At 44.2% G+C, this 22,717-nt stretch carries 18 protein-coding genes; 16 read left to right on the plus strand and 2 right to left on the minus strand.

Annotation, left to right across the window (positions count from 1 at the left end):
- Positions 1 to 69: 69 nt before the first annotated feature.
- Positions 70 to 1,428 (minus strand): sugar ABC transporter substrate-binding protein, encoded by a 1,359-nt coding sequence (locus tag LKE40_13130; protein MCH3918373.1) that lies wholly within the window; start codon positions 1,426 to 1,428, stop codon positions 70 to 72.
- 194 nt (positions 1,429 to 1,622) lie between these two features.
- Here LKE40_13130 and LKE40_13135 point away from each other — a divergent pair, with 194 nt between their 5' ends.
- Together LKE40_13135 and LKE40_13140 are read left to right on the plus strand one after the other, a co-directional pair.
- The gene (locus LKE40_13135) at positions 1,623 to 4,325 is read left to right on the plus strand and encodes a glycosyl hydrolase-related protein (GenBank protein MCH3918374.1); all 2,703 of its coding nucleotides are present in this window, start codon (positions 1,623 to 1,625) and stop codon (positions 4,323 to 4,325) included.
- 94 nt (positions 4,326 to 4,419) lie between these two features.
- Positions 4,420 to 5,571, plus strand: a complete 1,152-nt coding sequence (locus LKE40_13140) for an ROK family transcriptional regulator (protein ID MCH3918375.1) — start codon at positions 4,420 to 4,422, stop codon at positions 5,569 to 5,571.
- Positions 5,572 to 5,918: 347 nt separating this feature from the next.
- Here the strand turns inward: LKE40_13140 and LKE40_13145 are convergent, their stop codons facing one another.
- Positions 5,919 to 7,037, minus strand: coding sequence for a GntR family transcriptional regulator (locus tag LKE40_13145; GenBank protein ID MCH3918376.1), 1,119 nt, complete (start codon positions 7,035 to 7,037; stop codon positions 5,919 to 5,921).
- 205 nt (positions 7,038 to 7,242) lie between these two features.
- Between LKE40_13145 and LKE40_13150 the strand changes: the two genes are divergently transcribed.
- The 14 genes from LKE40_13150 to LKE40_13215 all read left to right on the plus strand — a co-directional run bounded on the left by LKE40_13150 (position 7,243) and on the right by LKE40_13215 (position 22,586).
- The gene (locus LKE40_13150) at positions 7,243 to 8,895 is read left to right on the plus strand and encodes a dihydroxy-acid dehydratase (GenBank protein MCH3918377.1); all 1,653 of its coding nucleotides are present in this window, start codon (positions 7,243 to 7,245) and stop codon (positions 8,893 to 8,895) included.
- Between the two features lie 11 nt (positions 8,896 to 8,906).
- A complete protein-coding gene (locus tag LKE40_13155; protein MCH3918378.1) occupies positions 8,907 to 9,953 on the plus strand; it encodes an alcohol dehydrogenase catalytic domain-containing protein in 1,047 nt (348 codons plus the stop codon).
- A gap of 28 nt (positions 9,954 to 9,981) precedes the next feature.
- Complete coding sequence (locus LKE40_13160) at positions 9,982 to 10,359, plus strand: cupin domain-containing protein (protein ID MCH3918379.1); 378 nt, start codon at positions 9,982 to 9,984, stop codon at positions 10,357 to 10,359.
- Positions 10,360 to 10,518: 159 nt separating this feature from the next.
- Positions 10,519 to 11,679 carry an ABC transporter substrate-binding protein gene (locus LKE40_13165; GenBank protein MCH3918380.1) on the plus strand — a complete coding sequence of 387 codons (1,161 nt, stop codon included), beginning with the start codon at positions 10,519 to 10,521 and terminating at the stop codon, positions 11,677 to 11,679.
- Between the two features lie 92 nt (positions 11,680 to 11,771).
- A complete protein-coding gene (locus LKE40_13170) occupies positions 11,772 to 12,644 on the plus strand; it encodes a branched-chain amino acid ABC transporter permease (protein MCH3918381.1) in 873 nt (290 codons plus the stop codon).
- 12 nt (positions 12,645 to 12,656) lie between these two features.
- Positions 12,657 to 13,550 (plus strand): branched-chain amino acid ABC transporter permease, encoded by an 894-nt coding sequence (locus LKE40_13175; GenBank protein MCH3918382.1) that lies wholly within the window; start codon positions 12,657 to 12,659, stop codon positions 13,548 to 13,550.
- A gap of 15 nt (positions 13,551 to 13,565) precedes the next feature.
- Positions 13,566 to 14,330: an ABC transporter ATP-binding protein gene (locus LKE40_13180; GenBank protein ID MCH3918383.1), complete on the plus strand. Its 765-nt coding sequence runs from the start codon at positions 13,566 to 13,568 to the stop codon at positions 14,328 to 14,330.
- Positions 14,331 to 14,332: 2 nt separating this feature from the next.
- Positions 14,333 to 15,037, plus strand: coding sequence for an ABC transporter ATP-binding protein (locus LKE40_13185; GenBank protein ID MCH3918384.1), 705 nt, complete (start codon positions 14,333 to 14,335; stop codon positions 15,035 to 15,037).
- Positions 15,038 to 15,339: 302 nt separating this feature from the next.
- Positions 15,340 to 16,353: a LacI family transcriptional regulator gene (locus LKE40_13190; GenBank protein ID MCH3918385.1), complete on the plus strand. Its 1,014-nt coding sequence runs from the start codon at positions 15,340 to 15,342 to the stop codon at positions 16,351 to 16,353.
- Positions 16,354 to 16,557: 204 nt separating this feature from the next.
- Positions 16,558 to 17,325, plus strand: coding sequence for a 3-ketoacyl-ACP reductase (locus tag LKE40_13195; protein ID MCH3918386.1), 768 nt, complete (start codon positions 16,558 to 16,560; stop codon positions 17,323 to 17,325).
- A gap of 25 nt (positions 17,326 to 17,350) precedes the next feature.
- Positions 17,351 to 19,297: an FAD-binding protein gene (locus LKE40_13200; GenBank protein ID MCH3918387.1), complete on the plus strand. Its 1,947-nt coding sequence runs from the start codon at positions 17,351 to 17,353 to the stop codon at positions 19,295 to 19,297.
- Between the two features lie 127 nt (positions 19,298 to 19,424).
- Entirely contained in the window at positions 19,425 to 20,759 is a 1,335-nt protein-coding gene (locus LKE40_13205) for a flavin oxidoreductase/NADH oxidase (GenBank protein MCH3918388.1), read from the plus strand.
- 243 nt (positions 20,760 to 21,002) lie between these two features.
- Positions 21,003 to 21,281, plus strand: a complete 279-nt coding sequence (locus tag LKE40_13210; protein MCH3918389.1) for a hypothetical protein — start codon at positions 21,003 to 21,005, stop codon at positions 21,279 to 21,281.
- A gap of 138 nt (positions 21,282 to 21,419) precedes the next feature.
- Positions 21,420 to 22,586: a diguanylate cyclase gene (locus LKE40_13215; protein MCH3918390.1), complete on the plus strand. Its 1,167-nt coding sequence runs from the start codon at positions 21,420 to 21,422 to the stop codon at positions 22,584 to 22,586.
- Positions 22,587 to 22,717: the final 131 nt, after the last annotated feature.

Raw genomic sequence — 22,717 nt, forward strand, 5'->3', positions numbered from 1 at the left:
AAAAACAACCAGCAGCAAGAATGCGGGGAGCAAAAATATGAATGGTGTGTGCTTCTGTATCATAATATTCTATTGTCCCTGGTATTTCGAATTGAATTCGTTTTGTGCATCAAGTAAAATGGCGGGAATATCAGTTTTTTTGCCAGTCATACAACGTTGCAAAGCAGCAGAAACGATATCAGCCAATTCTCCATAATGTGCACTTTCCGGCATTGGGCGTCCATTTTCAATCGCCTTATAATATGCCTTGAAGTATGGGGTTTGATATTTTGGTTGTTGCCATACTGATTTCTTAATGGGGAGACCAGCATCAGGATAAGTAGAAAGATCTGCTTTGTTCAGCATATAGTCGATGAATTTCCATGCGGCATCTTTATTTTTACTCTTTGCATACATGGACACATCCCAGCTATTGGTAAATCCAGCTCCTCCGTTTGTCGGGTAAGGGAATACACCGACTTTAGTCATTTCACCTTCTGGTGTTGCAGGGAACAGACCTTTTACCAATCCATTCTCTTCCAGTGCATTGAGCCAGAAAGAACCCCAGCCGAATGCGATGGCAATCTTTCCTTGCAATACTCCATCATAGACATTGCGGTTGTAAGTGGTTACCGTTGAGGATGGTGATACAATTTTATACGTATTTACCATATCCCACAAAAGTGTTGCAGCCTTTATGCCTGGTTCTTCTGCGAATATTGCCTTTTTTGTTGTCGTATCAAAAAGTTTTCCACCATATCCCCAGACAAGTGGTGCAAATGTTACTTCAATAGTGCCACGGTCAGGTCCCAATGCGACACCCAAACCCCATTGATCAATTGACCCATCACCGTCTTTATCTATGGTAAGTTTCTTTGCATCAGCAATCAGTTCATCCATTGTAGAAGGTGGCGTGTTGGGATCCAATCCTGCGGCCTTGAACATCTCTTTGTTGTATAGTGCAATACGAGAGTGACTGCCAAGAGGTATACCAATCTGTTTTCCTCCTTGCTTACCCTGTTTGTATGTTGAGGCCCAGTCAATTTCATCAAGCTGATTTTGTGTCCAGTTCTTTTGTAAATAGGGATTCAGGTCTTCAAGATCACCGACGGCGGCATGCTGAGGAAGTAACTGCGGTGTGGATAGCAGTACATCATGTGAAGTAATTCCAGAACGGAAATCTGACATTATCTTAATATCTATCTCATCCCATTTGAATTGTTCAAATGCAACCTCAATATTAGGATTTTCCTTTTCGAAACCAGCTTTGACTTGCTGGAACCATTTGTAACCCGTCATTTCTCCTTCTTCCATCGAATCATAGAAATGAGCAACGTGCAGAACTGTCTTTCCCTGTGAGGTCTGTTCCTCTGTGCCATTGCTCCACGCAAGGCCACAAGAAGCAAACACTGCTAGGGAGACTAACATGATTCTGTGAAAATTTTTCATAATAATCTCCTCCATTTATTTTTTTTAAACTCAGTTAAAATTATTGTATCGATTTTAATTTTCTGTCAAGTTAAAATATACCAATCTAAAAAACTTAGTTATTATTTCTTGTATTATAAATAATAATATTTATATATTGACATGCACATAATTTCAATATAAACTTAATGAATATAAATTAAAAGGAAAAAGTGATGGAAAAAGATAATGAAAATAAGTTTTTAAACTCAGGAAAAATATATGTAATTTCATCAAGTCATAATGATATTGCTTATCTTGATTCTCCACTTGTTACCATTCGTTTTCGTAATGATATTATTATTTCCAAAAGCATCGAGATGATGGAAAAAGATGCAAATTTCATCAATTCCATTGAATGTACATTGTTTATCAAAGACTTTTTGATCCTGCATCCTGAAATGTATGAACGTCTGCTTGCTGTAATGCAGTCAGGGCAGTTCCATGTCGGAGCTACGTATACCCAGCTCTATGAGACTTCAGTGACTTCCGAAGGTCTGGTAAGGCAATACTATCTGGGCAAACGTTGGCTGGAAAAAAAATTCCCAGGGGTTGTAACACGGTCAACTTGGAACGAGGATGTACCTGCCCGTGCAATGCAAGCTGCACAGGTAATGAAGAAATGTGGTGTAGACTATTTGTTTGTCAGCAGGATGGATGCAGGATTTTTCCGATGGTACAGTCCGGACGGAAGTTACGTAGAAGGATTCTCTTCAGGACATTATCACCATAACAGCCTTACGCAGTTGCTTGACATTCATTACAATGTGTATGATGAACAAGCCCATAGCGGTGCATCGCAGATTGAAACTGCTTTACATATTTCTGATTCTGCTCGGCAGACTGTATTTCATTATTTGGAAAGGACAGCAGAAACATATTTCAATCCACGGGAAATCCCTTTCTTTTTTGTATTTCTCGCTGGACGGGATTATGATATTCCTCTTAATCTGGATACTTTTTTCTGTGATTTAAAGCATGATACTGTCCATGCCTTTCCACCGTTCAAGTATGCATCAGCAGAGACTGTGATGGATGAGGCAAATACGATACTTGTCCGGGATGATCAATGGAACACATATCACGGTGAACGACCAAACCTTTGGGTTTATCATGAGCCGACACATGCGGAAGCCTTCCGTTATAACAGGAACGGCTTACGAAAACTTACTGCAGCAGAAATTCTTTCCAGCATGGGTATGGCCCTGCTGGCTGACGGTGCCAGACGCTATGAAAAAACAGAAATTGATGACTGTTGGGCAAAATTACTATATCTGGATCATGGTTGGGGAGGATGTAACGGGCATATAACCGATGAAACTTATCTACAGAGCTCTAAAAAAGGGTATAAGAAAGCATGTTCCCTGATTGAACGAAAGGCCCAGGAACTTTCTGCTGCAATAACTACTGAAGAAGGAGGAGACTACCTTACTGTGTTCAATACTACCCAGTGGTATAGGAAAAGTGAAGTGCATGTCGTCCTTGATTGGGAGCAACTACGAACGGTATCCATCAGAATTGTTGGACCGGACGGGGTGGCTGTTCCCTACCAGGTTGTCGGGGAGCCTGCTCCTTATACTCTTGAGATCCTTTGTATGGTGGAAGTGCCTGCCTATGGATATACCAGATATCGGATTCTTCCCTCAGAAGCAATATCTCAGACTTCTGATGTGCATGTTGAGGAAACGAAGGATTTTATCCTGCTTGAGAATCAGTTCTATTCTATGCGGATTGCGCATGGGGGCATTACGAAATTATATGATAAATCGTGTGACCAAAATCTCTTAGCAGGACAACCAGGCTTAGGTGCCTTTGAAGTAGTCGAATTGAATTCTTATGGAAATGGGTCAGGTGAATTTTCAACAGTACAGCAACCTGATTTTCCGTATGGGATCGATGTTTCAAAATATGGTTTTTCAACCGGTTATACGGAATGTGCTTCAAACTATGGTATGCATTGGCATATACCCGCCCATGAAGGAGTTTTGCAGGCAAACGGGGAGGTGGCTACAATTATCGAAGGAGAGGCTCGTTTTCCACATTTTGTTCTTTTGGAAAAAATTACCTTATATAATACCATAAAGAAAATTGATGTATCGGTGGAAATTGAAGCCTGGGATGGAACAATGTACAAAGAGTTACGGATATTTCTTCCTCTTACCGAGGGCTTTCACAATATTTGCTATGAAGTACCAATGGGAATCTTACATGTATACAAGGATGAGGTTGCCGGTCCAATAGGAACTAAATTATTTGCTGATGATACACATACGTATTATCCTACCGATTGTCGTCAGATCCATCCCCGTGAAGTTCAATCTTGGATAGCAGCAGAAAGTACTACTGCAGCAGTTATGTTGTCATGTATTGATACCCCGACATTTGATTTTGTGAAATGTCCTGAAGGTATCATTTTACAACCTATTCTTCTTGCTTCTCGTCATAGTTCATTTCCCAAAGGTAATCCATATCCACAACGTGGAACTCATTCCTTCCATTTTACCTTGACAAGCAATAACTTGCCGTTGTCGAATTCATTGCATATGATAGAACAAGAGGCGTTCCCGTTGATTCCGTCAGTAGCTTATCATGTGCCCAGAATTGCTGATGGTCTGCCTTTGCAGGCATCTGTGTTTTCAGAAGATGAGAATGTACGGATCAGCTGTATCAAGAAGGCTGAGGATTCGGATGAACTTGTTGTACGGGTCTATGAACCTTTTGGCAAAAAGCAGAGTTTTTCGTTTGCTTGCTGCAAGCCAATCCAATATGTAAGGAAATCAGATATGCTTGAATATGGCGGCAAGGAAATGCCTTGCAGTACACTTTCGGATACTATTGACCCTTATGCAATTGAAACCTATTGCATAGGCATGGCATAGTATTGATGAGTGCTATGCTGAGTAAAAGGGTTATCGATCGAAGAACTAAAGCTATGACAGGAATTTGAATGTGAATAATATAAATTCAGAATATATGAAAAATATCAACCGTTTTGAAATTCTACAGATGATTTACCAAACAAAAGATATCAACCGGAATGTGATTACACAGACAACAGGACTTACAAGTGCTGCCGTGACTAAAATCATTAATTCACTTATCGCTGAGGGAGTTGTCTCAGAAAAATCGTTTTATAGTGAATTCAGGAAACGAAGGTCCAGATATCTTTCGATTTGTAGAGATACCTATGCTACGGTGATATTGTGTCTGTGCCGAAATATGGTCAAGGCTGCTATAGTTGATATAAGTGGTTCTATAATTTATTCCAGGGATTGCCAAGTCAGTTATGCAATGTTGGATGATTTTTTAATAGGTGATATTGTCAAGGATGTTTTTTCTCATATACAAGATGAAACTAAATGTCTTGGTTGTGTCTGTATTTCACCTGGTATCCGATCGGCAAAGAATATTGTTTCGGAAAATAGTTCGTCAAAATCCGTTCCTTTCTTTTGGAATATAGAAAAGATTCAAGCAATTGTCGAAAAAGCATACCATGTTCCTTTTTACACCGAAAACGACAGCAATGCAGCCCTTCTGGGGGAGATGTGGTTTGGAGCAGGAAGAGAGAGCAAAAATACTGTTCTGTATAATATAGGAAAAGGTATTGGTTCCGCAGTCTGTTTGAATGGTTCCATTCTGAGTGGTTATCAGAATAGTTCCATTGAAATTGGTCATGTGACGATTAATTTCAATGGACCGCAATGTGCATGTGGAAACCGCGGTTGTTTGGAACTATATGCCGGGCTTGATCATTTCCAAGGCAAACTAGCAACTTTCAATGAGAAGCATGAAACTAATTATTCTTTGGAAGAAACCTTTTCCCGAGCTCGAAATGGAGATGAGGCATGTAATTCATTTGTACATGAATATGCATTGATGGTTGCCGAAGGGGCTGTCATTCTAGCTAATATGTTTAAACCTGAAAAAATTATCGTGACAACGAATGAGGCAGATTTCCTTTATCTTCCACCTATCATAGAAACTATCAAGGAAGAAGTTTTTTCAAGGATTTTTTCAATTAGTGAACAGAAAGTCAAGATTGAGGCTTCGACATTACGTAGTAACGGTTACATGCTCGGAGGTGTTGCCGTGGCTGTTAGAAAATATTTCCTCGGTGATAAGTAACGTAGCAGTATCTGCAGGAAATTCGTCATTTTGGGGTGGGGCGATACCGGACATGGTTGTGAATTGCATGTGCGGTTGCAGCCGTAGATTCCGTGATTTCCTGTTTGCTTGCCGCCGGATGTGAAGGTCGCAGTTGCGGTATGCAGGATGAAATTGACTTTCAGGTCACGCATCAGATCCTAGAACTGGCTGTCTGGAATGATTTTTTCTTAAGCTCAGTATCAGCTGAAGGATAATTGATTTTGGAAAAACACCGAGGGTAACGCAAGCTTTGTATGACGACAATCTTTTCCTGGGATTGTTTTCCGAGGGTAATAAATGGTATGTCGGCTATGCCGTCCTCATTGTCATGAAAGTTCTGGCGATACGGAATCCCTGTAGCTGATTTCGTGAGGTACGATGATCCTCACATTGTTTGGTTGTTCAGGATGCTGTATGGTAAAGTCCAGGTTACGTGCTGCCAGCTTTGCCATGAGCGGGATATTCGTGTTGACAGTCGTAAGGGCAGGCATGGAATATCTGTCTTGGTCAAGACCATCGAAACCCACTATGCTGACGTCCTTTGGCACTGACATTCCCAGTTTGTTGACTGCCTGCATGGCTCCGAGGGCAAGGCTGTCATTGAAGGCAATGATTGCCGTAGGATGGGATTTGCCTGATGAAAAAAGTTCAAGGGTCTTGTCATAGGCGGTTTCCGTTTCCCAATCCGTTTCTATTATCGTCGGTTCAGGGACCTGATGTTCACTGAAGGCGTAATGGCAACCCAGCAGTCTTTCCTGGGTCGCAATATATGAGGTGATTCCTGACAGAAGCGCGATTTTCTTATGCCCTTGCCTGATGATGTACTCGCAGATATCTTTCATACCATAGATATTGTCAGCCAGGATTGAGCAAAGCCTGGGATGATATGCATTGATCAATACGGTCGGGATCTTTTTCTCCAAAGTCGTCTGGATGGCTTTTTCATCGATATTGCTCAACAGTATGATGCCGGACAGATGCCTGCCTTCAAGTATGTCTGCCAATGTATCAGTACCTTCCAAGGCCGAATAATAGAATGAATATCCCTTGGAATGGAATTCTTTTTCAGCAAAATAGAACATCTCGGAATAAAAGGGTTGGGATATCCTGTCTTTCTTATGCGTTGACGTAGGTATGAAGAAACCTATGGTTCCTCGTGATGCCTGTTGCCGGTCCTGCAGTTTTTTTTCATTTCTTGGTTGTTGGGAAACAGGCTTCGTAGTTTCATGGATGACCTTGGTTCCTATGCCGGGAATCTTTTTTACCAGTTGTTCATTGACGAGCATGAGCAGAGCTTTCCTGATGGTGATACGGTTCACATGGTATATGGAACAGAATTCATTTTCTGAGGGTAGCAACATACCTTTGCCATATTCCCCTGAAAGAATCTTTTCCTTGATTGCATTATGTATTTCTTCATAGAGGAAAGTCTTTTCCTTGCTCATGTTTTGCTCCTCATTGCTATTAAAACATAAAATCCCATGATGTAACAGTTGATTGTCTTGTATAAAATAATACATACATGTATACTACAAGTATGCTAAAATTTCAATATATTGAGAAAATTTAAAAAAGATATTGCTTATTATAGAACATGTGCTATACTTGTTTACAACATGTGCTATGTATGTAGTACAGCAAGGAGTACATATGATACAGGAATGGAATGAAGAAGCATTGGATCATCGCAATGCCCTTCTGTTTGCAATGCACATTGACCCTAAGGATGTCGATCGCCCTGTAATAGGAATAGTAAATGCCTGGAATGAAATGAATCCGGGACATTTTCCATTTGCTGATGTCGTTTCTGAGATCAAGCAGGAAATATATCAGGCCGGTGGATTGGCTCTTGAACTTCCCGTTACCGGCATCTGTGACGGTATGTGTTCAAATACGCCGGGGGACCGTTATACCCTTCCTTCCAGGGACTTGGAAGCAATGGAAGTCGAGACGGTCGCACAGGTAAACCAGCTGGAAGGGATGGTATTGCTCGGGACCTGTGACAAGATTATCCCCGGTATGCTGATGGGAATCATGAAGGTCAATATTCCTTCGGTAATGTTGACCGGCGGATATATGGCCGCAGGACATTACCATGGCAGGATGCTTACGCTTACACATACGAAGCAGGCCTATGCTGCGTATACCGCCGGCAATATCTCACGCGAGGAATATAAGGAAGTTGTCAAACACGCCTGTCCTTCTCCCGGAGCCTGTCCTTTCATGGGAACGGCAAATACCATGTGCGCCACTGCCGAACTGCTGGGCTTTTCTCCGTTCGGCAATGCGAGTGTCCGTAGCCAGACAGACAAATGGCATGGAATGGCCAAGCAGGCCGGCAGGACCATCATGGAACTGGTCAAAAAGGAAATCCGTCCCTTGGATGTCGTCAATGAAGCCAGCTTCCTCAATGTCATCCGTTATATGATGGCTACCAGTGGTTCGACGAATTCGATTCTGCATATTCCTGCCATTGCAAAGATGGCCGGATATAAGATTACTCCGGAAGTCTTTGATAAGATAAGCAGGGAAGTGCCTTGCATCAGTGCAATCTATCCTAATCATCCTACGTATACCATGGAGGATTTCGATAAGGCCGGAGGCCTGAATGCCGTGGTCGGTGAACTGCTGAAGGGAGATAAGATCGATGGTTCCGTCCATGGAATGTTCGGGACGGTGGAGGAGATGGCATTGGATTCCCTTTCCAAGGATGAAAAAGTCATCGCTTCTGTTGCGGCCCCTTTTTCTCCCCATGGTGGCTTGGCCGTGCTGAAGGGAAACATAGCAACCGACAGCTGTATCGTCAAATACTCTGCAGTACCTGAGGATGCACGGATTTTTGCCGGTCCAGCGAAGGTATATGATTCCCAGGACGAGGCTTGGCATGCACTCCTTGAGGACAGAATCCGGAAGGGAGATGTGGTGATCATCCGATACGAAGGGCCAAAGGGTTCTCCCGGGATGCCACATATGGAAACTTTCATGGCTGCTGTACTGGGAAAGAAGCTTGGTTCTTCGATTGCCTTGGTTTCCGACGGAAGGTTCTCCGGAGCTACAGGAGGCCTGGCTATAGGACATGTAAGTCCTGAGGCTTATGAAGGCGGCAACCTTGCTCTCCTTCAGGACGGCGATATGGTTCATATTGATATTGAGGCCAGGACATTGGTAGCTGATGTTTCAGACGAAGAATTCCAGCAAAGGAAGAAGAATTGGCAACCTGTCAGGAAACCGGCTTCAGGTTATTTGGAGCTTTTCAGGAGAATGGTTCTTCCGACAGATCAAGGTGCGACGATCTTACAGTGATGGAGGTATGTATGATGGCAAAGAAAATGAAGGCTTTGTTGTTTCCGGCAGTCGATGAGTATCAGTATATTGAAACAGATATACCCGAGATGGCAGATGACCAAGTGTTGCTTCAGGTAAAGGAAACCGGCGTCTGCCATGGGGATATCCTTGCTTTTACCGGCAAGCATCCCTATCGTATACCACCATTGGTATCGGGACATGAAATGGGTGGCATTGTCGTGTCGGTAGGGAAGGATGTCACGGATTTCAAGGTCGGAGACCGTGTGGCCGTGGAACCTCAGATCGGATGCGGGGTGTGTGAATTCTGCAGGAAGGGTGACTACAATGTCTGTGCAGACAAACGTATGATCGGAGTTGACGGTTGGTCAGGGACCTATGGTGAATATGTCGTTGCCTATCCATCTATGTGCATGAAGATTCCCAATTCCATGTCCTATGAGGAAAGTGCACTTATAGAGCCTTTCTGTGTCGGCGTACATGCTGTCAGCCTTGCAGACCTGCATATCGGTGACACTGCCGCAGTATTGGGCGGTGGTACCATCGGCAATATGGTTCTGACTGCACTGACTCAGAAGGAACTTTCAGAAGTATTCTGTTCGGATTTGTCCGAGAAGAAAAATGAAAACAGCCTGAAACGGGGTGCAACCGTTGCCTTGAATCCCAAGCATGGGAATATCGTCGATGAAGTGCTGCGGCAGACTTCCGGCAGTGGGGTCGATGCTGTCTTTGTTACTTCATCCTATCCTGGGGTGATGGATGATGCATTGCGGATCTGCAAGAAGAAAGGTGTGGTAGTGCTTATCGCTTTCCTTGACAGTACCATCAAGCTGAATACGGTCGGTTTGATCCAGCAGGGCGAACGTCGTATCGTAGGAAGCAACAGCTATACGATGAAGGATTACCGATGGGTCTTGGAACAGTATGGAAAGGGAACCTTGGATTTGAAATCGCTTATCACGAAGAAAGTTCCTTTTTCTGAGGGTGGAGCCGTCATCAAGGAAATGGCACATGGTCTTCTTCCTGATGAAATCAAAGTAATGATTTCAATGGAATGATAGCAGAGAACATCAATTGGAGAAAAAGATGGACATAGTTGACTATACACAGCTGCAGGGTATGGAATTTCCGACTGGAAGAAAGACACAGGTATACATTGGCAAGAATGCGCCTGTTGCGGCAAAAAGCTTTTGCCAAGGTCTTGTCACCATTTATCCTGACGGGTCAGTTCCCGAGCATACGCATGACAATGAGGAAACGTATACGATTTTGTCAGGATCCGGGGAGATGACGGTCGGAGATGAAGTGCGCCGGGTACATGGCGGTGAGTGCATCTATATTCCTTCAGGCAAGGCCCATGGTCTGAAGAATGTGTCTTCTGAGGAAAATCTGGTCATGATGTTCGTGTATGCTCCTGCGACTATTGTTGATCATTGGGCACAGGAACTGGCGGCTGGAAAATAAATTCTTTTTATGTTCTGATTGTAATTTCTTTTACAGAAAAAGAAAATAAAAAAAACCTTGACAAGTCAGCATATTGTGTTATTAATAGTATCTATATAATAGTTTTTGCTTAATTAAATTTTGCAAACGATTGCAGAAAAAATTAAAAAGGAAGGAACCATGAAAATTATCGTAAAAAAATGTGTTACGGTGTTTTTTTGCGCCTTAGTGGCAACACTGGGTCTGTCTGCCCAGGGAAATGCAGAGAAGTCGGATTCTGAAATCGTCATTGGATGTATTCAAGATACAACAGGTCCGACATCGACCATGGGAAAGATGGTTGAAGAAGGAGCCCTGTATGCCATTGACGAAGTGAATGCAGCAGGAGGTATCAACGGAAAGACAATCAAGATGATTACCTATGACACGAAGGGTGATGTAAATGAGGCTATCAATGCTTATACCCGTGCAGTTTCTACTGATAAAGTAAAAGCCATCATTGGGCCTCCAATTGCAAATATTGCACTTGCTATTGCGCCGATTTCCGAGAAATATTCTGTTCCGATCATTGGTTTGGGCGTTGATCCTAAGTGCCAGCAGAAGACTGACGGTACTACTTACAAGAATATGTTCTGCCTGCAACCTAGCACCATAAGCCAAGGGACCATCATGGCTGATTATGCAATCAAGGAACGGGGATGCAAGACTTTCGGGATTATCTACAACGAATCGAATGCCTATTCAGTCTCACTTGTCGATCCATTCTTGAATGCTGCTGAAAAAGCCGGTGCAACGATTGTTGACAAAGTAAGCTACAATGCCAATGACAAGGATTTCAAGACCTTGCTGAACGACATGATAAGTGCAAAAGTCGATGCAATTTATTCTCCGGGATATACACAGGAAATCATCCTGATTACCCAGCAGGCAAGGGCTCTGGGGTATAAAGGTGATCTGATCTTTGGTCTTGATGCATGTCCTCCGTTCAATACGTTGCTTGGAGAAGATGCTGATGGTATCTATTTCATCAACAATTATGATGCAAGTGATCCGAAGTTGGTTTCAATAATCAATGATATGAAACAGAAGAAAAATCTTGACATTACCAACAAGTTCTTCCTTGGATATGATATCGGCAAAGTCATTGCACAGTCCTTTACCGAAGTCGGGACTGACAGCAAGGCTGTCAGGGACTACATTGAGCATCTTACAAATTTCAAGGGCATGACCGGTGATATTACCATTGATCCGGCAACACATTTCCCGACTGGTCTGAAGATGGTGATGTATACTTACAAGGGTACTACACCAGTGATGTTGGAACATTATTCTGCTGACTAGGCTAGGGCTTCATCTTTGATTGTGATATAGCCTTCTTGAGGGTCCTGATACGCAGGAAGGCTATATCTATCTACCTCTGGAGATTTGATCATATGTCTTTACAAATAATAATCAATGGCCTGGCATTGGGTTCTGTCTATGCCTTGATTGCAACGGGCTTTGCATTGATTTTCAATGTTCTCAAGTTCTCAAACTTTGCTCATGGCGCAATGATGACCTGTGGAGCTTTTGTCGGTTATTTCCTGGCAGCAGGAAAAGGTTTTGGGCTGTTTCCTACCATTTTGATTTCCATGATTGCCGGTGGGGTGATCGGTATCGGAGGCGAATTCATTGCCTTCAAGCGGATCATAGCAAACCATTCTTCCCATATTTACTTCTTTGTATCCTCAATTACGCTGGGCACCTTGCTGGAAGGAATCGTGACACTGAAAGTCGGTGCAAATTTCTATAATTATCCACGTTTTTTTAAAGTTGCAACAATCAATATAGGAAACATAATTATTTCAAAGAGTGATGCAATGATGTTTTGTTTCAGTACCATGGCTTTGCTTTTGTTGTGGTATATTATCCGTTATACAAAGCAAGGACGGGCCATCAGGAGCGTCAGCTTCGACAGAGATACAGCAAGTCTGATGGGAATCAATGTCGAATCTGTAATTCTGATTACATTTTTTGTGTCAGGAGCCTTGGCAGGCCTTGCCGGCGTTTTCCTTGGTATCAACTATACCTTGTATCCTACACTTGGTTCCTTGGTCGTCAAGGGATTCATTGCTTCCGTCATCGGTGGCCTGGGTAGCTTGCCCGGTGCAATCATCGGAGCAGTCTTCCTTGGTTTGCTGGAAACGCTCCTGATTCATACTGTCGGTTCCGGGTATGCTCCCGCACTGACATTCTCAGTAATGTTGATATTTCTCCTTGTTCGCCCGCAAGGCATTTCAGGAAGCAATATTCAGGAAAAGGCGTGAGGAGAAACTGAAATGGCTTATATGTTGACTATTCTTACTACGACATTGATTACGATGATTTCTGTCGTAGGTGTATATCTTTTGACCGGAATGACTGGTATGTTCAGTCTTGGGCAGGCAGCTTTCATGGCTATAGGAGCCTATGCCAGCGGTTTGCTGGTAACAAAAGTCGGGATGGCTTTTCCTCTTGCATGCATCGTTGCCGTTGCACTGTCAGTTGGAGTCGGGTGGCTTATCGGCATGCCGACGGTAAGGCTCCGGAGAGATTATATTTCCTTGGCTACGTTGGGTTTCGGGGAAGCTGTTGCGGCTTTGCTGAACAAGGCTACCAAGTTGACCGGAGGTGCATCCGGATTCGTAGGTATTCCTGCTATTACGACATTTCCTATGGTGTTGATTTCTACCATCGTAATCATTGCAATGGTTGCCATGTTCAAGAATTCAAAGTTTGGACGCCAGTGCAGTGCCATACGCTGTGATGAGCTTGCAGCCAAGGCAATGGGCATCAATGTCCCTTGGATAAAAATGGTTGTTTTCCTGTTTTCTGTGGCAGTTACGGCATACAGCGGGTGTCTTTATGCTTTCTATACGACGTATGTTGACCCTTCACTGTTCGGTTGGAAGAAAAGCGCCGACTGGGTCATCATGGTCTTCTTCGGTGGTTCAGGAAGTCTGACAGGATCGATACTTGCGACAATCATATTGACCGGTTTGCCGGAAGCCCTGCGCTTCCTGTCTGATTACCGCAGTATTTTCTATGCTGCCCTTGTCCTGCTGATTCTCAACTTCAAGCCTTCAGGGCTATTGAATACTTGGGAATTGACGCCAAGGAACATCAAGTCACTTTTTCACAGGACAGATGATGTGACAGGCAGTATGCCGACAAAAAAACCGATGAAGAATTGATGGGGGAATACGTGTATGTCAGTATTGCAAGTAAAGGACATTGACAAGAGTTTCGGTGGGGTGCATGCCGTCATTGATTTTTCCTTGACAGCCAAGTCAGGGGAGATCCACGGTATCATAGGACCGAACGGTGCCGGAAAAACCACGATTTTCAATGTGATTTCCGGTGTATATCCTCCGGAGAACGGCAGCATCATGCTGGATGACAAGAACCTTACGGCACTTGACCAGTATAAGGTCGCACGGTACGGCATAGGCAGGACATTTCAGAACATCCGTCTGTTCAAGGGACTTTCAGTCCTTCAGAATGTCATGTGTGCCAATGATCCCCGTTCTTCCTACGGACTGTTTGGGGGAATTTTCCCGACAAAAACACGACTGAGGGAAGAAAAAGCAGGAAAAGAACTCTGTGAAAGCTATCTGGTTGATGTCGGCTTGAAGGACTATCTCAAAGAGATGCCGGAAAACCTTCCATATGGATTGCAGAGAAGACTGGAGATAGCCAGGGCCTTGGCTTCAAAACCAAAGGTATTGTTACTTGATGAACCTGCAGCAGGTCTCAATCCTACGGAAGTTACTGACCTTACCAGCCTGATCCTGGAACTTTCCCAGCGTCATAAGCTTATTGTATTGTTGATCGAGCATCGGCTTGAATTGGTCTTGAGTATATCCCAATTTGTCCATGTACAGAATTTTGGTTCAACCATTGCAGTCGGTACACCTTCGGAAATCAAGGACAATCCGGCCGTCATTGAAGCCTATCTGGGAAAGGAGGAGTAAAGATGGTCCAATTGTCAATAAAGGATGTCAATGTTTGGTATGGATATATCCAAGCCCTGAATAATGTATCGCTTGAAGCAAATCAGGGTGAGATAGTCAGCATAATCGGCTCAAACGGTGCAGGAAAGACTTCATTGCTCAACAGTATTTCTTCCTTGATCCATCCTGTTTCCGGGGCTATCCGATTTGAAAAGAAAGATGTTCCGAGAAAGCCTTGCAAAGTTGTCAAAATGGGAATCGTGCAGGTTCCTGAAGGCAGAAAGACTTTCTCTGGATTGTCAATTCAGGATAATTTGCTTGTGGGGGGCTATCAGTCAAGCAAAGGGGAATTAGGTACCTTGCTGAAACATCAGTATAGTCTGTTTCCTATACTTGAAGAGAGAAAAAGGCAGTATGCAGGGACACTGAGCGGAGGAGAACAGCAGATGTTGGCCATAAGCCGGGGATTGATGAGCAAACCCAAATTGCTTTTGCTTGATGAACCGAGTCTGGGGCTTGCACCTCTGATCGTAAACCAGGTTTTTGATATCATCAGGCAAATCCGTGATAGCGGTATTACGATTGTGCTGGTTGAACAGAATGCCAAGAAAGCCTTGAGCATTGCCGACCGTGCCTATGTACTTGAAAACGGAGAAATAAAAATCAGCGGGACTGGGAAAGAGTTGCTTTCCTCAGATACGGTCAAGAAAGCATATCTGGGTGCTTGATAAATTGTTGCCGGTACAATGTCCCATAGGCGAAGGAGGCATAGATTACTTGTGCAGTATTTCTGTTCTTTGTATTGCATTCCCTTCTGTATGCTTGCTGTGATTGTTGGAGAATTGCAGCATGGCATATTTTGAATTGCATGCATAGACATTTTCTGCAGGGATGAGAGGAAATATATAATTGGAAATTGGTATTATGGATTGTGTATATCCCTACTTTGAAGTTACAATCTCCATGGAGTTAAAGGGTTTCGCAACTCTTTGCAAAGGGTATAGATATTTATACGGATGGAACTTGAAGAATGAGTGATAAAATAACAAACCTTAAGGTTGTCGCTGAAGCTGCAGGAGTATCGATAAGTACTGTGTCGCGCGTATTGGCCGACAAACAGTGCGTACAGGAAAAAACACGGCAAAGGGTCTTTGAAACGGCCAAAAGACTTGGCTATGTGCCCAATGAACTTGCCAAAAGCCTCAAAACCGGTACCAGCAATACAATTGCACTCATGATCCCAAGCATCCAGAATATGATTTATCCGGATATCGTACGTGGTGTTGAGGATATAGCAAGGAAATATGGTTTTATCGTCATCCTTTGCAATACGGATGAGGATTGCACCATAGAACAGTCATATATCACGAAGTTACGTACACATTGGATTGAAGGGTTTGTCGTTGCTTCCATGATGGCAGATTCAACGCATATCGTGCAGTTGCATGAATCGGGCTTTCCCGTTGTCCTTGCCTGCAGATACTACGGTGAAAACATGGATGCTGTTCTCATTGACAATGTCAAGGCCGCTTTTGATGCAACCCAGTACCTTATACGGACAGGACGGAAGAAGATTGCCTTTGCCCAGGGACGTAGTGACCTCGCTGTATATACTGATCGTTTTGAAGGCTATAAGCAGGCCCTTGCGGTCCATGATATTCCATTTGATCCCCGGCTGGTCATACAGGAGACACAGGATCTGAACAGCTTGTACTATTATACCCAGAAGCTTGTCAGGTCTTCAGCCAGGCCTGATGCGATTTTTGCCAGCAATGACCAACGGGCCCTGATCATCCAAAGGGCCTTGCACGATGAACATATATTGATTCCTAAGGAAATAGCAGTATTGGGATTCGATAATGTCGAGATCAGTTCATTGGCTGAACCACCACTTTCGACAGTATCACAGCCGCTGTATAGGATAGGGGCCTTGGCCGCAAAACGTCTGATACATCAGATAAATTACCGGCGGAAATACGGCAAGATGGATGAACCTCTGGTGGATATCCTTCCTACTGATATAATCATCCGCAGTTCTACCTGACAGGATTGCCCTGAAGGTATTTCTAAAATCCGGCCTGTTCCAGGTAATGGATACAGGTATGGATGTGGAAACCTTTGATTTGATATTTCTGTTGCAAACGTTTGCAATTGAAAATAAACCATATATCCTATGGCATACGATCCTGATGGATGGCAGTAGGATGCATGGATTTTGAAATAAAATGATAGATGGAGAAACGGACGTATGAAAAAAACAGCTATCGTTACCGGCGGCAGCAAAGGTATCGGTTTTGCCATTGCCAGGCAACTTGGCCTTGATGGTTATAATATTGCCATCATTGCCAGGAGTACAGAGGAAAAGAACCAAGAAAATCTTGCTGTCCTGTCCGGGCAGGGAACGCCTTGGCTCTATGTACAGGGAAGTATTGACAGCCGGGAAGACCGCCAACGGTTGCTTGGCCGTACGGTTGAGAGATTCGGCGGTGTGCATCTTTTGGTCAACAATGCCGGTGTGGCTCCGTTATCCAGGACTGATTTGCTTGAGATGAGCGAAGAAAGCTTTGACAGGGTGATCGGGATCAACACCAAGGCAACCATGTTCCTGACCCAATTGGTAGCCAAGCAGATGCTGAAGCAGAAAGCATTCGGCAACAGACGTGGTACCATCATAAATGTGTCTTCCTGCTCAGCTGTAGTTTCTTCGACAAACAGGGGGGAATATTGTGTTTCCAAGGCCGGAGTTTCCATGCTTACGACGCTTTATGCGGACAGGCTGGCCCGTGAAGGCATACTGGTCCATGAAGTACGGCCGGGTGTCATTGCAACCGATATGACCAGCGGCGTCAAGGAAAAATATGATGCTTTGTTTGCCTCCGGAGCATTCCCGATTGCACGTTGGGGTACTCCCGAGGATGTTGCCAATGCAGTTTCTGCCTTGGCAAGCGAGAAATTTCTGTATACAACCGGAAATTATATAGATATTGACGGTGGATTTCATATCCGACATCTGTGATGTACAGGTTTGTAAAGGAGCTATTGTGACAAGATGCACGGTACATGCAGGGAAGTATGAAATTCCTGTATACACACTCAATACTCTTATCATTGGGACCGGGGCGGCTGGTTTCAATGCTGCCGACCGCCTGTATGGGTCGGGTCAGCATGATATAGCAATTGTCAGCGAGCATGTCGGTTCCGGTACTTCAAGAAATACCGGTTCAGACAAACAGACTTATTACAAACTGACATTGTCAGGCGAACAAGGTGACAGTGTCCGTGCAATGGCTTCTGATTTGTTCAAAGGTGGTTGCATCGACGGTGATATTGCTTTGTGCGAAGCGGCACTTTCGACACAGTGCTTCATGCATCTGGTAGATCTTGGTGTTCCCTTTCCCCGTAACCGTTATGGGGAGTTCATCGGATATAAGACCGACCATGACCCCCGGCAGCGGGCGACAAGTGTCGGACCTTATACTTCCAAGGTTATGACTGAGTGTCTTGAAAAGACGGTACGTGACAGACACATCAGGATCTTTGATGGTTTGCTTGTCGTGAGGATTTTTGTCTACGGTGGCAAAGTGGAAGGAGTCCTTTGTCTTGATGTGTCTGATACATCCCGCGTGGGGTTCGTTGCCTTTGACTGTACCAATCTTCTCTATGCGACAGGAGGACCTGCCGGCATGTATGCTGACAGCGTATATCCGTTCAGTCAGCACGGTGCAACCGGCATCGCATTTGAAGCCGGTGTTGCAGGACGTAATCTTACCGAATGGCAGTATGGGATTGCTTCAGTCAAGCCTCGTTGGAATGTTTCGGGGACCTATATGCAGGTTCTTCCCCGTTTCATTTCCACTGATGAGCATGGTGGGGATGAAAAGGAATTCCTTTCTGGTTGCTTTACCGATAAAGGTGATATGCTTACAAGGATTTTCCTGAAGGGCTACCAATGGCCGTTTGATGTCCGGAAGATTGAAGGTTCTTCCTTGATTGATCTCCTTGTCTATCAGGAAACGCTCAGAGGCCGGAGGGTTTTCCTTGATTTCCGGTCAAATCCCGGTAATGTCCCCGTTGATTTTTCTTTGCTGTCTGCTGAGGCCCGTGCATATCTTGAGAAAGCTGGAGTCTGTTTCGGCACGCCTGTGGAACGTCTTGGCAAGATGAACGCACCGGCTTTGGATTTCTATGCTTCACGTGGGGTTGACCTTTCAAGGCAACCGCTTGAAGTTGCCCTCTGTGCACAGCACAACAATGGAGGACTTGCCGTTGACAGCTGGTGGCAGACCAATATCGGTCATTTTTTCGCAGCAGGGGAGGTCTGCGCTACCCATGGCATTTATCGCCCGGGAGGCAGTGCATTGAATGCTGGACAAGTAGGTTCATTGAGGGCTGCACAGTTTATTGCTGTACGATGCAGTGAAGAACCTCTTTCCGTTGGAAGTTTCATGGAACATAACGGCAGCAGCATGTCTGAAATGATTGAACTTGGCATTGCTGCTTCAGGAGATATTGATACGGTAACTGATTGCTGGAACCGTGCAACGGCAAGAATGAGCCATGTGGGAGCGGCTATACGAGATAAGGAAGCGATGCAGGCTGCCATAGGTGAAATCAAAGATGAACTGGAACATTTCAAGGAGCGGGTCAAGGCCCCTCTGCCGAAGCTATCCAAGGTCTTTTCCTTGCGGGATGTCCTGCTGAGCCAGTATGTGTATCTGAATGCCATGGTCGATTACTGTCACAATGGGGGAAAGAGCCGGGGCAGTGCCTTGTACACCGATGATAAAGGTATGCTTCCATATGATAACCTACCGGAAAAATTCCGATTTATCCTTGATGACGGCGGGCTGTCGTCACAGGTCCAGGAAACATACTATGAAAACGGACATTGTCGTTTCCGCTGGCGTCCTGTCAAGCCTATACCTCCTGCAGATGATTTCTTTGAAACTGTCTGGCAAAGGTTCCGAAAGGACGGAAATATCTGGTAATCAGAAATAACCGGAAGCATATTGTTCCGGAAACAAGATTTTACGGCATAAGCGGACTGAAACATACATGGATAGTGCGTTTTTCCATTGTTCCAGTACTGATGAATTACGAATGAGGAGTATTAGAATGAAACACGAAAAATTCCATTACAAGAATGTTGAAGATATCTTGGCGGCTGCAGACAAGTTGTCTGTACATTTGCCCTTTGCAAAAGATACTTCAATACTGAAGACTCCATTGAAGGTCAATGGGACATTGACGTTGCAGAATCGTATGGGTATAGCTCCCATGGAAGGGGCTGATTCCTATGAGGACGGTTCTCCGTCCGAACTTACGACTACCCGTTATGTCAATGAAGCCATCGGCGGCAGTGCAATCATTTGGTTTGAGGCTATTTCGATTGTTCCTGAAGGACGTTCCAGTTCCCATCAGCTGATGCTGGATAAAAACAATCTGGAGGCATACAAGAAATTTACCCGGACGATCAAGGAAGCCGGTATCAAGGCGAATGGCTTTGCTCCTTATCTGGTCATGCAGGCAAACCATAGCGGCCGTTATTCCAATCCGAATGACAAGGCTGCCCCTCTCATTGCATACCGCCATCCTATCTATGAAAAGCTTCGTGGTGCAGATGATTCCTGCATCGTGTCGGATGCATATCTGGAAAGTCTGGAAGAAAAATTCGGGGAAGCTTCCAAACTTGCAAAGGAAGCCGGGTTCGATGCCGTCGACATCAAATCCTGCCATGGATATCTGCTTGCAGAACTTCTTTCTGCCTACAACAGGCCGGGGCTGTATGGTGGTTCCTTGGAAAATAGGACCCGATTGCTTCGCAACGGTATTTCCGCTGCAAAAGTCTATGAAGACAAGGATTTCATGGTAACTGCCCGTCTTGGCATTTATGACGGGTTTGCGTGGCCCTATGGATTCGGGGTCAAGCAGGGCGAAGGCAAAAAGCCTGATTTCTCTGAACCGATTTCCTTGGTAAGGACACTGCATGAAACCTATGGATTGAACTTGGTAGACCTTACCATGGGAAATCCTTACGTAAGCATCCATGTGACCAGGCCTTTTGATATGGGCAAGTATGTGCCTGATGAACATCCTCTTGAAGGCGAAGCAAGGATGATCAACGGTATCGGGGAAATAAAGAAAGCTGTGCCTGATTTGAAGATTTTGGCTTCTGCACCTTCTTATCTGCGTCAATTCTCTGATTTATATTCTGCCGGTGCAATTGAAGAGGGATTATGTGATGGCATGCTGTTTGGTCGGATGTCCTTTGCTGATCCAGCTTTTCCCAATCAGATCATCCACGATGGCCGTATCGATGCTTCCAAGACTTGCGTAACCTGCGGCAAATGCGGTGATTTGATCAGGGCGAAGAAACCTACGGGCTGTGTGATACGGAATTCCAAGATGTATCTTGGTTACTACAAGGAATACCTGGCAGAGAACAAGTGATGCATTAGATGCGTTTCAGCGTGGAGTAGTGTAGCTTTGATACCGTCTCAACGTTTTTCTATGAAAATAATTCCGTAAGGATGAAGACAGATTAATTGGAATTTGGATAGTAATATGGGTTGCCACATATGTGACAGCTCATTTTTTTAGTATGACAGGTGTATCATCGGTCTTGGGCTGAGGTCAAAAGAGTGACCATATGGCCCGAAGGACAGCTGATACAAGGTAGACGGAACAGACAATTTGGCTGAAAACGGCAACAGAGAATGCAGAGAAGTCCGTAGGATCGATTACAGTGGCTGTGGAATGATCGGATGGCAGGAGTCTGCAAATGAGAAAGGAAGATGGAATACCGGTACAGCAGTCTATTTGGTTGTACTGCCGTATGGTACGGGTAGCAAGGTAAATGACCGATGTCTTGCAATTCCTGACTGTTCAATTCAGGGAATAAATGCCTTGGTTTTATTCTTTTGCTGCACAGCCATATATAATATGACGCCGGATACCAGCTTACCTGTATGAGAGATTGTTTTTTTATGACTTGTCTGATAAGGGAATATGTTTTATTGGATGGTTTTTTAATCGTTATTTACAGTGAAGGATACTATACTCGAATGCATATTATTGATAAATTTGCCTGTATAATAATTCCTTGGTTGAATGGCTAAGATACATCAGGAAAAATACATGGACTCTCTTTTTTTTATCAATTTATTTTCAATCATTCCATTGTTGTTTACTATGAGTCTTGCCTATCGGCACATACTGCAGAATAATAAGAACATTTACTATCTTAGTGCAGCCGTCCTTACTTGTCTGCAGCTGTTCATGGAAATTGTCATGGCATTGATGGCAAGACATCCGCAAGAATATTATCGCATGCCTATTGCCTTGTTCATTGCTTTCGGTTTTATCTTTTCCCTGCTCTTTTTCTATATTATTTTCCTTTTTGTCGGTGCTGGCAGATTGTCAGATACGGTAAAGCGATTAGCCGTAATACCTGTGATATTGAATGTCGCCATAAGTTTTCTGAGCATACAGACCGGCTGGTTGTTTGAAGTCTTTGAATTCGGTGTGTATGTCAGGGGGCCGCTCTATATCATTGAGCCGATTGCCTGCATCGGTTATTCAATTGTCATTTTCTGCTTCCTGCTGGCTCCGGGACAAGAAGAGCGGACGAAGAGTGATAAATTGCTGCTGTGTGCCATTTTTATGCTTCCATGGGTTGCTGCTGTCATCCAGATATTCTATTCATCATTGCTCATTACATGGAGCAGCATTGCATTGTCTTTGCTTATCCTTTACATTTTTTTGCTCGACCAACAATTCAAGTATGATGTCCAGACGGGACTTAAGAATCGCAAGTCCTTTGAATTGCACATGCAGGAACTTGACCGGTCAGGAAAGGAAGCAACTATATTCGTCTTCGATCTCAACAACCTGAAAAATGTCAATGACCATCTGGGGCATCTTTCCGGCGATGAAAGGCTCAGCAGGACTGCTTCGTGCATCAAAAAGACATTCCAAGGTGTCGGAGAGTCTTACCGTATCGGTGGAGATGAATTCTGTTCTATCTGTGGCGTATTTCCTATAGGACAAGCTGAACAGCTTTTTGCCTGTCTTGATGCATATATTGAAGAATCAAACAGACTTTTTTCGTCTGGGAAGATTGTACTTGCACATGGTTATGCAGTTGCTTCAAAGACTGTTTCTCCTTATCAGGCTTTTTCTCTTGCTGATAATGCGATGTATCGTCATAAGGCTTTTGAGAAGCAGATCAGTCAACTGCCTGCAGACGAACCAGAATCCCCTGTACGGGAAGTCTGACTACGCTGTCCTTGATATGTTTTTCATAATTCTATCGTTGCTTACGATAGTCTTTCCTCATAGCCATATATGGGAAGTCCGGGAGGACAGATGAAAAGATACTTCAAAGGTTTGCAGTTAGGTCGCTGGAA

The organism is Spirochaetia bacterium, from assembly GCA_022482625.1.
In the GTDB taxonomy this organism is placed as follows: Bacteria; Spirochaetota; Spirochaetia; order Sphaerochaetales; family Sphaerochaetaceae; genus Pleomorphochaeta.